The sequence below is a fragment of the Corynebacterium nasorum genome (assembly GCF_022347325.1).
Taxonomy (GTDB): Bacteria; Actinomycetota; Actinomycetes; order Mycobacteriales; family Mycobacteriaceae; genus Corynebacterium; species Corynebacterium kefirresidentii.
Map to the genome: position 1 here is coordinate 113,497 of NZ_JAKRDU010000005.1, position 13,290 is coordinate 126,786.

Below are 13,290 nucleotides of genomic sequence, written 5' to 3' on the forward strand. Positions count from 1 at the left end.
CAGGCTACCCGCTGGTTATGATGGTGGGCATGCGCATTCTCGTAATTGGTTCGGGCGGCCGTGAACACGCCCTTGTTAAGGGCCTGTCCGCCGACCCCCAGAGCACCGAAATCCACGCCGCGCCGGGCAGCGCGGCCATGTCCACTCTCGCCACGGTCCACCCGGAATACTCCCATGTAGATGACGTGGATCGCATGGTAGAACTGGCCCGGGATATCGCCGCAGATCTCGTCGTCATCGGTCCCGAGGTGCCGCTCGTTGCTGGCGTGGCAGATGCCCTGCGCGCCGCCGGCATCGCGGTCTTCGGCCCCAGCAAGGAAGCAGCCCAGATCGAGGGATCCAAGGCCTTTGCCAAGGACGTCATGGAGGCGGCAGGCGTTAAGACCGCTCGCGCGGAACAGCTGCGCCCAGGTGCGGCCGAGGAAGACATTGAGGCCGCGCTCGACCGCTTCGGCCCACAGTTTGTGGTCAAAGACGATGGTCTTGCCGGCGGCAAAGGCGTGGTGGTCACCGCGGACCGCGCCGCTGCCCGCGCTCACGTAGATACCGTCCTTGCCGCCGGCAATCCGGTGCTGCTGGAGTCTTTCCTCGATGGACCTGAAATTTCGCTTTTCTGCCTGGTTGACGGCGAGACCGTCGTCCCGCTGCTGCCAGCTCAGGACCACAAGCGCGCCTATGACAACGACGAAGGCCCCAATACCGGCGGCATGGGGGCGTACACCCCGTTGCCGTGGCTGCCGGAGGAGGGCGTGCAGCGCATCGTGGACGAGGTTTGCGTCCCTGTGGCCAAGGAGATGGTACGCCGCGGCACCCCATATTCCGGCCTGCTTTATGCCGGCTTGGCGTGGGGCGAAGAAGGCCCGGCCGTAGTCGAGTTCAACTGCCGCTTCGGCGATCCCGAGACCCAGGCCGTGCTTTCCCTTCTCAAGTCCCCACTAGCAGAGGCCCTCCACGCCACCGCGACTGGCACCCTGGCCGAGCTCGCGCCGCTGGAATGGGAGGATGGCTTCGCCGTTATCGTAGTCATGGCGGCAGAAGGCTACCCGGCCTCCCCGCGCAAGGGCGATGCCATCTCCGGAGCTGCGCTGGATGATCCGCAACGCGTCCTGCACGCCGGCACCGTTCACACCGACGGGGCCTACCACACCGCGGGCGGTCGCGTGCTTAGCGTGCTGGGAAAGGGATCCACGCTGGCTGAAGCGCGAGCAGACGCCTACGCCACCGTCGACGGCATCGAGTTTGCGGGTGGTTTTGTCCGCCGGGACATCGGCAAGCGAGCAGAAGACGGTGAGATTTCTCTCTAACCCTTCACCCCGCGGTGGGGCAGGCATGGAATAATAGCCACGTGGCTGAAAAGAAGAAGATTTCCAACGTCCTGTCCTCCCGCTATGCCTCCGCAGAGCTGTCCAATATCTGGAGCCCGGAGCATAAAATCATCCTGGAACGCAAGCTCTGGATTGCGGTTATGCGCGCCCAAAAGGATTTGGGCGTAGACATCCCCTCCAAAGCCATCGATGCCTACGAGGCCGTGGTGGAAGACGTGAACCTCGAGTCCATCGCGGAGCGCGAGCGCGTGACCCGCCACGATGTGAAGGCCCGCATCGAGGAGTTCAATGCGTTGGCCGGTTATGAGCATATCCACAAGGGCATGACCAGCCGTGATCTCACCGAGAACGTGGAACAGCTGCAAATCCACACCTCGCTGGAGATCATCCGCGATAAGGCCATTGCCGTGGTCTCCCGCATCGGCCGTCATGCCGCCGAGTACCAGTCTCTGGTTATGGCCGGCCGCTCCCATAACGTGGCCGCGCAGGCCACCACCCTGGGCAAGCGCTTTGCTACGGCCGGCGATGAGATGCTGCTGGCCATCGAGCGTGTCGAAGACCTTCTCGCGCGCTACCCGCTGCGCGGCATCAAGGGGCCGATGGGCACCTCCCAAGACATGCTGGATCTCATGGGCGGCTCCGAAGACAAACTTGCCTCCCTGGAGACCGCCATCGCGGATTACCTGGGCTTCCACCGCATCTTCAACTCCGTGGGCCAAGTCTACCCACGCTCCCTCGACTTTGACGCAATCTCCGCCCTAGTGGAGCTCGGCGCCGCCCCGTCCTCGTTGGCAACTACCATCCGCCTGATGGCAGGCAATGAGACCGTCACCGAAGGCTTCAAGGAAGGCCAGGTCGGCTCTTCTGCCATGCCGCACAAGATGAACGCCCGCTCCTGCGAGCGCGTCGGCGGCCTGCAGGTCATCCTCCGCGGCTACCTCACCATGGCCGCAGACCTGGCCGGCCAGCAGTGGAACGAAGGCGATGTCTTCTGCTCGGTCGTCCGCCGCGTCGCGCTTCCCGACGCCTTCTTTGCCCTCGACGGCCAATTCGAAACCTTCCTCACCGTCCTCGACGAGTTCGGTGCCTTCCCCGCCATGATTGACCGCGAATTGGAGCGCTACCTGCCCTTCCTGGCTACCACCCGCATCCTCATGGCGGCCGTGCGTGCCGGCGTGGGCCGCGAGACTGCCCACGAGGTCATCAAGGAAAACGCCGTAGCCGTTGCGCTTAATATGCGCGAAAACGGCGGCGAGCAGGACTTGGTCCAGCGCCTTGCTGCCGATGACCGCCTGCCCATGGACGAGTCCGACCTCGAGGCCGCCCTGGCCGATAAGCACGCCTTCATCGGCGCTGCCGAGTCCCAGGTCAACCAGGTGCTCAACCGCATTAACGCCTTGGTAGGCGAGCACCCCAAGGCCGCCGCCTATACCCCGGGCGAAATCCTCTAGCCCGCATTTTCCGGCTCCCTTCGCAATTCGATCAAATAGTCCCCGGATCCCGCCCGGATTCCGGGGCTTATTTGATCGAAACCTAATCGCCACCCCTGGGCGCTAGAATGAAAGCCATGCGTCCTGAGCTTTCTTCATATACCCATCTTGCCTCCGGCAAGGTCCGCGATATCTACGATGTAGACGAAAACACCCTGCTGATGGTGGTTTCGGACCGCATCTCCGCCTACGACCACGCCTTAGAGCCGGCCATCCCGGATAAAGGTCGCGTGCTGACCGCGACCTCGAAGTTCTTCTTCGATTCCATCGATTTTCCCAACCACCTGGCCGGCCCGCTCGATGATGAGCGCATCCCTGCCGAGTGCCTCGGCCGCGCGATGGTAGTCAAGAAATTGGACATGCTGCCCTTCGAGTGTGTGGCCCGCGGCTTTCTCACCGGCTCCGGTTTGAAGGAGTACAAGGCCAATGGCACCGTGTGTGGCATCGAGCTGCCAGATGGCCTCGTGGAGGCTTCCCGCCTGCCCGAGCCCATCTTCACCCCGGCCACCAAGGCGGAGCAGGGCGAGCACGATGAGAACGTGTCCTTCGACTACGTGGTGGACAAGCTAGGCGCCGAGCGCGCCGAGGAGCTACGCGCGGCCACCCTGCGCATCTATTCCACGGCCGCCGCACTCGCGGAGGACAAGGGCATCATCCTCGCCGATACCAAGTTCGAGTTCGGCCTCGACCAGGACGGCACGCTCGTGCTGGCCGATGAGGTCCTCACCCCAGATTCCTCCCGCTACTGGCCGGCTGATTCTTATGTCGAGGGCGAGGTTCAGCCTTCCTTCGACAAGCAATATGTACGCAATTGGCTGACTTCCGACGCCTCCGGATGGGACCAAGCCGCCGACGGCACCCCGCCTCAGCTGCCTGCCGACGTCGTTTCCGCCACCCGCCTGCGCTACATCGAGGCCTACGAGCGGCTGTCCGGCAAGCATTTCGCTGATTTCCTCTCGCCCGAGGACTAACTCCCCGCCGAAGCTCCCGCACCACGGGGTGCCACGCGTACAGTGGGACGGCATGAGCAACGAGAATCTTTCCGCCCCCGTAGCCGCCGTCCACCCCGTGACCCGTTCCTTCCACGGCCGGGAGTTCGTGGATAACTACGAGTGGCTGCGCGATAAGGAATCCCAGGAAACCCTGGATTACCTCAACGCCGAAAATGATTACACCAAGGCGAAGACCGCGCACTTGGGGGAGATGACGGAGAATATCTTCCAGGAGATTAAGTCCCGCATCAAACAGACTGATATGTCCGTGCCCTCCCGCCGCGGCGATTACTGGTACTACGGCCGCACTGAGGAAGGTAAGAGCTACGGTTATTCCTGCCGCCTTCCGGTAGAGGAGGGTTCTGATCCCTGGGCCGCCCCGATTATCCCGGAGGAAGGCACCCCGGACGGGGAAGAGATTATCCTCGACGCCAACGCGTTGGCCGAGGGGAAGGACTTCTTCGCGCTCGGTGCCGCCTCCATCTCTGATTCTGGCCGCTACCTAGCCTATTCGGTGGATTTTGCCGGAGATGAGCGCTTTGAACTCTACATCAAGGACCTGGAGACCGGCGAGCTTCTCGACGACCACCTAGAGGGCATCTTTTACGGCGCTACCTGGGCCGGAGACGGCTTTATTTTCTACACCACCGTCGACGATGCATGGCGTCCCGATACCATTTGGCGCCACAAGGTAGGCACCGCGCAGTCCGAGGACGTGCAGGTGTTTAAGGAAGATGACGAGCACTTCAACGTCGGCATCGGCAGCGCCCGCTCTGATAAGTACCTCTTCCTTGGCATAAGCTCCAAGGTGACCTCTGAGGTATGGGTGCTCGAAGAGGACAACCCCGAGGGCGACTTCCGCCTGCTGTGGGAGCGTGAATCCGGCGTGGACTACGACGTCGATCACGCCGTCGTCAAGGGCGAGAACTACTGGATTGTCACCCACAATGCCACCGGCCCCAACTTCGAGGTGGGCTATACCAAGGCCGACGGCGAGCTGCCCGCTCTCCGGGATCTGCCCGCGCTGCTGCCTCATAAGGAAACCACCCGCATCGAGGGCGTGGATACCTACCGCGACCAAATTGTGGTGGGTTACCGCCGCGGCGGCATCGGCCGTGCCGCCATCATGCGCATTAACGACGGCTTTGGCGAATTCGAAGAGCTCAACTTCAACGAAGAGCTTTTCACCGTTTCCGTATCTGGTAACCCGGAGTGGGACGCGCCGGTGCTTCGCGTAAGCTATGTGTCCTTTACCCAGCCCGCCCAGCTTTTCGATTACCGCGTGGACACCGGCGAGTACACCCTGCTCAAGGAGCAAGAGGTTCCCGGTGGTTATAATCCGGATGATTATGTGGCCTACCGCTTGTGGACCACGGCTGCCGACGGCACCGACATCCCCGTCTCCATTGTTCATCGCGCCGATCTTGACCGCACCCAGCCGAATCCGACTCTGCTCTACGGCTATGGCTCCTATGAGGTCAGCGTGGATCCGGCCTTCTCCGTGACCCGCCTGTCCCTGATGGACCGCGGCATGATTTTTGCGGTTGCCCATGTACGCGGCGGCGGCGAGATGGGGCGCACGTGGTACGACGATGGCAAAATGCTCAAAAAGAAAAACACCTTTACTGACTTCATCGCCGTTGCCGATGACCTCATCGCCCGAGGCGTGACCACCGCAGACCAAATGGTGGCCGAGGGCGGTTCGGCCGGCGGAATGCTTATGGGTGCAATCGCCAATATGGCCCCAGACCGCTTTACCGCCATCCAAGCCGTTGTTCCGTTCGTGGATCCTCTGACCTCGATCCTCATGCCGGAACTGCCGCTTACCGTGCCTGAGTGGGAGGAGTGGGGCGACCCGTACCACGATCCTGAGGTCTATGACTACATGAAGTCCTACTCGCCGTACGAGAATATCGAGGTCAAGGACTACCCGGACATCCTGGCTATTACCTCGCTAAACGATACCCGCGTGCTCTACGTTGAACCGGCCAAGTGGATTGCCCAGCTGCGGGCGACGGCCACCGGCGGTGAGTTCCTGCTCAAAACTGAAATGGCTGCAGGCCACGGTGGAGTGTCCGGCCGTTATGAAAAGTGGCGCCAAAACGCCTTCGAGTATGCGTGGACGATCAATAAGGCCACCGGTCTGGAGAAGTAAAACCCGGATAGGGGGCCAGCGCGCGAATCCTAAATTCCTGTGCGATAATTTTTCTTATGAATGGCCACCTTCTGGTATCGATCTCCAGCATCTTTGATGACACACGGAAGCAGGCTAGCCGGCTCCTCTCGATCCTTGATCGAGAGGAGATTCCTGTTTCCCTGCTTATTGCCCCGCATATCGACGGCAACTGGCACCTTGCGAAAGATAAAGACACCAAAAGCTGGCTCCGAGACCAAGCCGATGCCGGCCGCATACTCATCCTCAACGGTTTCGACCGCTCGGTGCAGGGACGTCGTGCAGAGTTTGCGAATCTCGACTCCCACGAGGCAAAGCTGCGACTCGCGGGTGCGACCCGTCAGATGGCCAAGATCGGCTTCGAACCCACAATTTTCGCCCCGCCGCGCTGGCGCATGTCTCCCGGCACCCTGCAGGTATTGCCACAGTTTAAGTTTGAGGTGGCAGCCTCTACCCGCGGTGTTTTGCAGATCAATTCCGGCAAATTCCACCAGGCCCGTAACTTGTCCTTTGGCGAGGGCTTTGGCTCCGCTAAGTGGTGGCGCAAGAACATCATTCGTGCAGCAGAGCGGTCCGCGCAGCGCGGCAATACCGTTCGCCTGTCCGTGTCCGGCCGCAACCTAGATGACCGCAAGGTGATCCATGACTTCGTCAAAGCTGCCGACCGGGCTATTAACGCTGGGGCGACCCCTGCCGATTATGGCGCCTTCCTGCCAAATTAGGGAGCGCATTCCCTCGTCAGAGGTTCTGCGAACAAAAGTGGCGGGGATGGTTGGTGGTGTCTATGTCCGGTAGCACGATTTCGTCCATCTAAAACCCTGTTTCCGTCAACGGTTGTAGTGTTTTAGATGGACGAAATCGTTGAAATCGCAAAAATTAAGACCCCGCACGCTTAGGATTTCTCCGAAGCGAGCGGGGTCTGCGTCTGTGGGCGATTAGCGCTGCAGGCTGGTGATGAAGTTCTTTACTTCTTGCGGCAGCATGCCCCAGATCGGGGCCGGGATGGCCTTCTGGAGATTGCCGGTCACAGCGAGGAAGCCGGGGATGGCGACGAGGCCGGCGATAGCCGCGATGGCAGCGGCGATACCGGCGCCGACAGAGCTAGTGCTGGAGTTGGAACCGAAGCCAGGCTTACCGGGCTTTTCTGACGGCTTGTCCTCTGGCTTATCGGAAGGTTCATCGGAAGGCTTATCCGCCGGATCATCTGCAGGATCATCCGCAGGATCGTCTGGCTGGCCGGCGGAGTCGTCCGCACCGAGGGTGAAACCGACCTTGACTGGGTCATGGTCAGAGGCGCGGAACGGGGAGTCATCGTAGAAGTCGACGATATTGTAGTTGCGGCGGGAATACTCGAAGGCAACGGGTTCGTCGGCATTGATGTTCCAGACTTGGGCGTCGTCAAGCGTGCCGGTGGCTACCTTGTTTGCCAGCACGTGGTCCAAGGTGCCAAGCAGGCCGGAGAACTGGTAGGAGGGATCGGCACCATATTTTTCGGCGGGCACGGTAAAGCCATCGTTGCGGAAGACGTCGAGCGCGGTCTCGTGAGTATAGGTATTGAAATCGCCTAGGGCGAAAAGCGGCTTATCCTTCCAGTCTTCCTGCTTGTGGAGGGCATCGAGGACGGCCTGTGCCTGCGCGTTGCGCACGTTCGGGTTATTGCCCTGGCCATCGCCGGAATCGGCATCGCCCTTGGCCACCGAGCCCTTGGACTTGAAATGGTTGGCCACGGCAACGAAGGACTCCTCGCCCTCCTTTAGCGGTTGGAATTCCTGGGCAAGAGGCTCGCGGGCGGTGCCGGTGAAGCGATCGTCCTGGAAGATGCGGGACTCGCCGACAGGCTTCACCACATCCTTGTGGTAGATAAACGCGGTGCGGATGACATCCGGGGAGTCTGGTACGGCGTCCTTGGACGGGGAAGGAACGAAGGCCCACTTATCGGAGCCGGCGGCCTCATTGAGCTTTTCCGTCAGGTGCTTGAGTGCCTTATCGCGCTGGGCAAAGTCACCGGTGACAGCGTAGCCATCTTCGATTTCGGAAAGGCCGATGACATCGGCATTGAGGCCGTTGATGGCCGCGACAATCTTGCGTTCCTGGTCCGCGAGTGCGGATTGGGTATAGGCGCCGCGGGTCTTACCGCGGTTGACCGTGACCTTATTGCCCTCGCGGTCGGTGTAGGCGCTGCCGCCGAGTTCCTCGCCCAGGGAGGTGAAGTAATTCAAAACGTTGAAGGCGCCGATGGTGTATTCGCCCTTGACGTCATCGATGGCGTGCAGCTCAGCCTCGCGGGAGTTCTCCCAAGAGATGGGCAGGTCTGCGCCCGCGGTGTTGCCGGTGACTGGGGTGGTGGGCTGGAAGCGCCACTGCTCGTGAGAAAAGCCTACGATGACCGGGTGCTGGAAAGAGACGGTATCGGTGGTACGCAGGGACTTGATGGTGTGGGCATCATCCTGGGCGATATACGGCAGCGGGGTATTCTGGTCGGTCTTTAAGTAGTCGCGGGTGCGGCCATCGTCCAAGGTGACCAGTTTATCGGCGTTGTCCTTGGTCAGCTTCTGGATATCGGAATTGGGATCCGTGGAAGGGGAGAAGATATCGGAAGGCTGGCGGAAGGCTTCCTTGCCAGGGGCAAGGCCAATCTCGCCGTACTGGTTGAAAGCGTAGTTATTGGTTACGGTGTGCTCGCCGGGCTGGATGAGCATGTGCTCGAAGGGCTCGCGGGCCTCGTTGCCATCAGGAAGCTGGTCGACCTTCAGTGGGGTGACCTTCTCTAGCGGGGCATCGAGCTGCGTGACCTCGGCGGCGGTGATTTGGGTGGAACCATAGAACTCGGAGACCTTGCCGGTGACCGCAACGGAATCCTCGAGGTCCGGGTACTGGTCGGCTGGCTTATCACCCATGTACACGAAGAGGGCCTGGGAGGCATCGGTGGCCTCGGTGCCAGTACCACCGGTCTGAATAGTGAAGCCATTGAGTCCGCCTTCGGACCACACGCCGGTGACGACGCCCTCGGTGGCAACGGTCTGGTCCTTGAGCGGGGACTCAGCGCCGGTGCCTTGGATATCCGCGATGGCGGTGACGCCCTCGGGAGCAGGTTGCTCGGGCTCGGCCGGATTCTCAGGCTGCGGGGCAGGGGCCTCGTTACCGGAATTGGTCGGGGTAGGGGTGCCGGTGGTGAAGTCGGCGGCGTTGTCATCGCTATCGGTGCCCGCGGCGTCGCGGGAGGCGGACTTGGCATTGGACAGGCCAGCGGCGGCGGTGCCTTCCTTGAGGGAAGCGGCGCCGTAGCCGATGGCGTCGATGGGGGTACCGGTGGCGTCGGCAAGCTGCACGGAGCCCTTGGAGCCGGACATATTGAGGCTGCCCTCGGCATCTGGGGCAGGCAGGGCCTCGCCCGCGCCATTGCCGGCCGCGCCCTGCACCAGGAAGTAGCCGTACGGGGCAATGGTGCCGGAAAGCCCCACCTTGCCGCCGGTGTTGCCGGAGGCGGAGAAGTACTCCACGGTGTATCCGGTCAGGTCAATTGGAGCATCGGTGGGGTTATAGAGCTCGATAAAGTCATGGGTGAAGGCAGCGCCCTTATTGCCGCCTCCCCCGTAGACCTCGGAGATGACAGCGGCGGAACCGTCGGTGGCAGCCGTGGCAGTGGGAACGGCAAGGGCGGCAGAAGACAAGGCGGTGGCGAGCGCCAGCGCACCTAGGCGGCGAGAAGACATAGATTCAACCTTAAAAAGAGAGCGACAGTGTGCGTCGTCTATTAGTAGAGCACCGCGCCAGGCCAGGCGGGAGCGCACGCCGAAGTTTGCTAGAGCGTCGTTTGGGGTTCACGTAGAGTTTGCCCAACCGGGGTGAAACCCACACAGCGGGGGTGAGTCTAGGTAAAAGGCGGGGGTGCCAACTAGACTAAGCCGCGCAGACCAAAGCCCCATACAGTAAGGCAAATATTTCATGGCTCGTGTAGTTGTCAATGTCATGCCCAAGGCGGAGATTCTGGATCCGCAGGGCCAAGCCGTCGTCCGCGCGCTGGGTCGCATCGGGGTATCCGGTGTCAGCGATGTGCGTCAGGGAAAGCGCTTCGAGCTCGAGGTCGATGACTCCGTCACCGCAGAGGACTTGGAGAAGGTAGCCGCCACGCTGCTGGCCAATACCGTCATCGAGGACTACGAGGTTGTTGGGCTGGAGGTCAAGTAAGTGACCGCCACAATCGGAGTAATCACTTTCCCCGGAACCCTGGATGATGTGGATGCCGCTCGCGCTGCCCGCACCGCCGGCGCAGAGGTGAAAAGCCTCTGGCACGCAGATACGGATCTGCACGGCGTGGATGCGGTCGTAGTGCCGGGCGGTTTTTCTTATGGTGACTACCTGCGCTCGGGTGCGATTTCCGCGCTCGCGCCGGTGATGCAGTCCGTTATCGATCGTGCGAAGCAGGGCATGCCGGTGCTTGGCATCTGCAATGGCTTCCAAATCCTTACCGAGGCGGGTCTGCTGCCGGGCGCGCTGACCCGCAATAAGGGCCTGCACTTCCACTGCACCGATACCTACCTCGAGGTGGCCAATTCCACCACCGCATGGACCAGCGAGTTTGAGCAGGGCCAGAAGATCCTGGTGCCCGCCAAGCACGGTGAGGGCCGCTTCCAGGCTGGTGATGATGATATCGCCCGCATCGAAGGCGAGGGCCGCGTGGTCTTCCGCTATACCGACAATTACAACGGCTCCGTCAACGGCATTGCCGGTGTGAGCGATGAGTCCGGCCGCATCGTCGGCCTCATGCCACACCCAGAGCACGCCATTGACACGCTAACCGGCCCATCCACCGACGGACTGGGACTTTTCGTATCCGCCATCAAGGCCGTCGCCCAGGCGCCGGCGGTTTAAGGAGGCCATTTTCATGACCGTTCATAATGACACCGTAGAAAAGGCGCAGTCCACCCCGGACGAGCAGCAGCCCTACGCGGAACTCGGCCTGAAGGACGACGAGTACCAGCGCATCCACGATATTCTGGGCCGTCGCCCCACCGATGCGGAGCTGACCATGTACTCCGTCATGTGGTCGGAGCACTGCTCCTATAAGTCTTCCAAGACGCACCTGCGTTACTTTGGCGAGACCATGACCGAGGAGATGGGGGAGAAGATCCTCGCCGGCATCGGTGAGAACGCCGGCGTGGTGGATATCGGAGACGGCAACGCGGTGACCTTCCGCGTGGAGTCCCACAACCACCCCTCCTACGTGGAGCCTTACCAGGGTGCGGCCACCGGCGTGGGCGGCATCGTCCGCGACATTATGGCCATGGGCGCTCGCCCGATTGCCGTGATGGACCAGCTGCGCTTTGGGCCTGCCGACGCCCCCGATACCAAGCGCGTCCTTCCCGGCGTGGTCTCCGGCATTGGCGGCTACGGCAACTCCCTGGGTCTGCCCAATATTGGTGGCGAGACCGTCTTTGATGAGACCTACGCGGGTAACCCACTGGTCAACGCGCTGTGCGTGGGCACCCTCAAGGTGGAGGATTTGAAGCTGGCCTTTGCGTCCGGCAAGGGCAATAAGGTCATGCTTTTCGGCTCCCGCACCGGCTTGGACGGCATCGGCGGCGTATCCGTGCTGGCCTCCGATACCTTCGAGGACGGCGCCGAGCGCAAGCTGCCGGCCGTACAGGTAGGCGACCCCTTCGCAGAGAAGGTGCTTATCGAGTGCTGCCTGGACCTCTACCACGCCGGCGTGGTCGTAGGCATTCAGGACTTGGGCGGCGCGGGTCTGGCCTGCGCTACCTCCGAGCTGGCTGCCTCCGGCGATGGCGGCATGGAGGTCAACCTCGATAACGTGCCGCTGCGCGCGCAGAATATGACCGCGGCCGAGATCCTCGCCTCCGAGTCCCAGGAACGCATGTGCGCTGTTGTGGCTCCGGAGAACGTAGCGAAGTTCCGCGAAATCTGCGCGTACTGGGATGTAACCTGCGCCGAGATTGGCGAGGTCACCGAGGGTAACCACCTGGTCATCCGCCACCAGGGCGAGGTCGTCGTGGATGCCCCGGCCGGCACCATCGCGGATGAGGCCCCGGTGTACGAGCGCCCCTATGCCCGCCCGGAGTGGCAGGATGAGCTGCAGAAGTACCAGGGCACCGACAAGCGCGGCCTGGTTGAGTCCCTGCAGAAGCTCGTGTCTTCTCCGGCGCTGTGCTCACGTGATTTCATCATGAACCAGTATGACCGCTACGTGCGCGGCAATACCGTCCAGTCCCACCATGCGGATGCCGGCGTGCTGCGCATCGATGAGGAGACCGGCCGCGGCGTGGCCGTGTCCGCCGATGCATCCGGCCGCTACACCAAGCTGGATCCGAACATGGGCGCCCGCCTCGCGCTGGCGGAGGCCTACCGCAACGTGGCCGTCACCGGCGCCAAGCCTGTCGCGATTACCAACTGCCTAAACTACGGCTCCCCGGAGAACCCCGACGTTATGTGGCAGTTCCGCGAGTCAGTGCATGGGCTTGCCGACGCCGCCGTGGAGCTTTCCATCCCCGTCTCCGGCGGCAACGTCTCCTTCTACAACCAGACCGGCGAGGAGCCGATCCTGCCTACCCCGGTGGTGGGCGTGCTGGGCGTTATCGATGACGTGCACAAGGCCATTGGCAATGAGCTCGGCACCGTAGGTGAAAAGGAAGTTCTCATCGCCCTAGGTGAGACCAAGGACGAGTTCGGCGGCTCCATCTGGCAGCAGGTCAGCGCCGATACCTCCGAGGCTTCCTCCCTCAATGGCCTGCCGCCGCAGGTGGACATGGCCAACGAGAAGCGCCTGGCCGAGTTCTTCCACGGCAATGATTTGCTCACCGCCGCGCACGATATCTCCGAGGGCGGCCTTGCCGTCACCGCCTTTGAGATGGCAAAGCGCGCCGGTGCTACTGCCGACGGCGCCGGCCTCGGCCTCAACCTGGACCTCACCGCGGTCCACGAGGACGAGTTTGTCGCTGCTTTCTCCGAGTCCGCCTCCCGCGTGCTCGTGGCCACCACCGCCGACCGCGCCGATGAGGTGCTTGCCCGCGCCGGCGAGCTGGGCATCCCAGCCGCCATCGTGGGTGAGACCACCGAAACCGGTGCACTCACCCTCGGCGGCGAGTCCGTCGCCATCTCCCAGCTGGTTTCCGCCTGGTCCGCCACCTTGCCGGACCTCTTCGACCACGCCGTGGGTGCTAACTCCGTGGTGGAGTAAAAACTCCCGGCGTTGCATACACGCAACGAAGCGAGAATGCGAAAAGCCCGGCTCCGGCCGGGCTTTTATGCTCGTTAGGAGCAGGGACAAAGGCTCGGCCTTATAAAGAACAGCG

9 protein-coding genes are annotated in these 13,290 nt (G+C 62.1%); 8 read left to right on the forward strand and 1 reads right to left on the reverse strand.

Annotated elements, in window-relative coordinates; genetic code table 11:
* The first annotated feature begins 29 nt into the window (after window positions 1–29).
* The 5 genes from purD to MHK05_RS06185 all read left to right on the forward strand — a co-directional run bounded on the left by purD (window position 30) and on the right by MHK05_RS06185 (window position 6,702).
* A complete protein-coding gene (gene purD, locus MHK05_RS06165) occupies window positions 30–1,304 on the forward strand; it encodes a phosphoribosylamine--glycine ligase (RefSeq protein WP_239205523.1) in 1,275 nt (424 codons plus the stop codon).
* Between the two features lie 41 nt (window positions 1,305–1,345).
* Window positions 1,346–2,776, forward strand: a complete 1,431-nt coding sequence (gene purB / locus MHK05_RS06170) for an adenylosuccinate lyase (protein ID WP_023019883.1) — start codon at window positions 1,346–1,348, stop codon at window positions 2,774–2,776.
* 116 nt (window positions 2,777–2,892) lie between these two features.
* Window positions 2,893–3,786, forward strand: coding sequence for a phosphoribosylaminoimidazolesuccinocarboxamide synthase (locus MHK05_RS06175; protein WP_239205525.1), 894 nt, complete (start codon window positions 2,893–2,895; stop codon window positions 3,784–3,786).
* Window positions 3,787–3,838: 52 nt separating this feature from the next.
* Window positions 3,839–5,962, forward strand: coding sequence for a S9 family peptidase (locus MHK05_RS06180; RefSeq protein ID WP_239205527.1), 2,124 nt, complete (start codon window positions 3,839–3,841; stop codon window positions 5,960–5,962).
* 56 nt (window positions 5,963–6,018) lie between these two features.
* Window positions 6,019–6,702 carry a DUF2334 domain-containing protein gene (locus MHK05_RS06185; RefSeq protein ID WP_023019880.1) on the forward strand — a complete coding sequence of 228 codons (684 nt, stop codon included), beginning with the start codon at window positions 6,019–6,021 and terminating at the stop codon, window positions 6,700–6,702.
* A 213-nt stretch (window positions 6,703–6,915) separates the two neighbouring features.
* On the opposite strand, the gene MHK05_RS06190 is transcribed toward MHK05_RS06185, so the two are convergent.
* A complete protein-coding gene (locus MHK05_RS06190; RefSeq protein ID WP_239205529.1) occupies window positions 6,916–9,693 on the reverse strand; it encodes an ExeM/NucH family extracellular endonuclease in 2,778 nt (925 codons plus the stop codon).
* Between the two features lie 232 nt (window positions 9,694–9,925).
* Between MHK05_RS06190 and purS the strand changes: the two genes are divergently transcribed.
* Genes purS through purL form a run of 3 tightly spaced genes read left to right on the forward strand, consistent with a single transcriptional unit; the run spans window position 9,926 to window position 13,175 of the window.
* Window positions 9,926–10,168, forward strand: coding sequence for a phosphoribosylformylglycinamidine synthase subunit PurS (gene purS / locus MHK05_RS06195; RefSeq protein WP_150850979.1), 243 nt, complete (start codon window positions 9,926–9,928; stop codon window positions 10,166–10,168).
* Window positions 10,169–10,852 carry a phosphoribosylformylglycinamidine synthase subunit PurQ gene (gene purQ / locus MHK05_RS06200; RefSeq protein ID WP_005325791.1) on the forward strand — a complete coding sequence of 228 codons (684 nt, stop codon included), beginning with the start codon at window positions 10,169–10,171 and terminating at the stop codon, window positions 10,850–10,852.
* Window positions 10,853–10,865: 13 nt separating this feature from the next.
* Complete coding sequence (purL, locus tag MHK05_RS06205; RefSeq protein ID WP_239205531.1) at window positions 10,866–13,175, forward strand: phosphoribosylformylglycinamidine synthase subunit PurL; 2,310 nt, start codon at window positions 10,866–10,868, stop codon at window positions 13,173–13,175.
* The last annotated feature ends 115 nt before the right edge of the window (window positions 13,176–13,290 follow it).

What these genes read in the sequence shown, in the direction of transcription:
- purD (WP_239205523.1), top strand. Translation starts at nt 30, where the DNA reads ATGCGCATTCTCGTAATTGGTTCGGGCGGCCGTGAACACGCCCTTGTT.
- MHK05_RS06175 (WP_239205525.1), top strand. Translation starts at nt 2,893, where the DNA reads ATGCGTCCTGAGCTTTCTTCATATACCCATCTTGCCTCCGGCAAGGTC.
- MHK05_RS06180 (WP_239205527.1), top strand. Translation starts at nt 3,839, where the DNA reads ATGAGCAACGAGAATCTTTCCGCCCCCGTAGCCGCCGTCCACCCCGTG.
- MHK05_RS06185 (WP_023019880.1), top strand. Translation starts at nt 6,019, where the DNA reads ATGAATGGCCACCTTCTGGTATCGATCTCCAGCATCTTTGATGACACA.
- MHK05_RS06190 (WP_239205529.1), bottom strand. Translation starts at nt 9,693, where the DNA reads ATGTCTTCTCGCCGCCTAGGTGCGCTGGCGCTCGCCACCGCCTTGTCT.
- purS (WP_150850979.1), top strand. Translation starts at nt 9,926, where the DNA reads ATGGCTCGTGTAGTTGTCAATGTCATGCCCAAGGCGGAGATTCTGGAT.
- purL (WP_239205531.1), top strand. Translation starts at nt 10,866, where the DNA reads ATGACCGTTCATAATGACACCGTAGAAAAGGCGCAGTCCACCCCGGAC.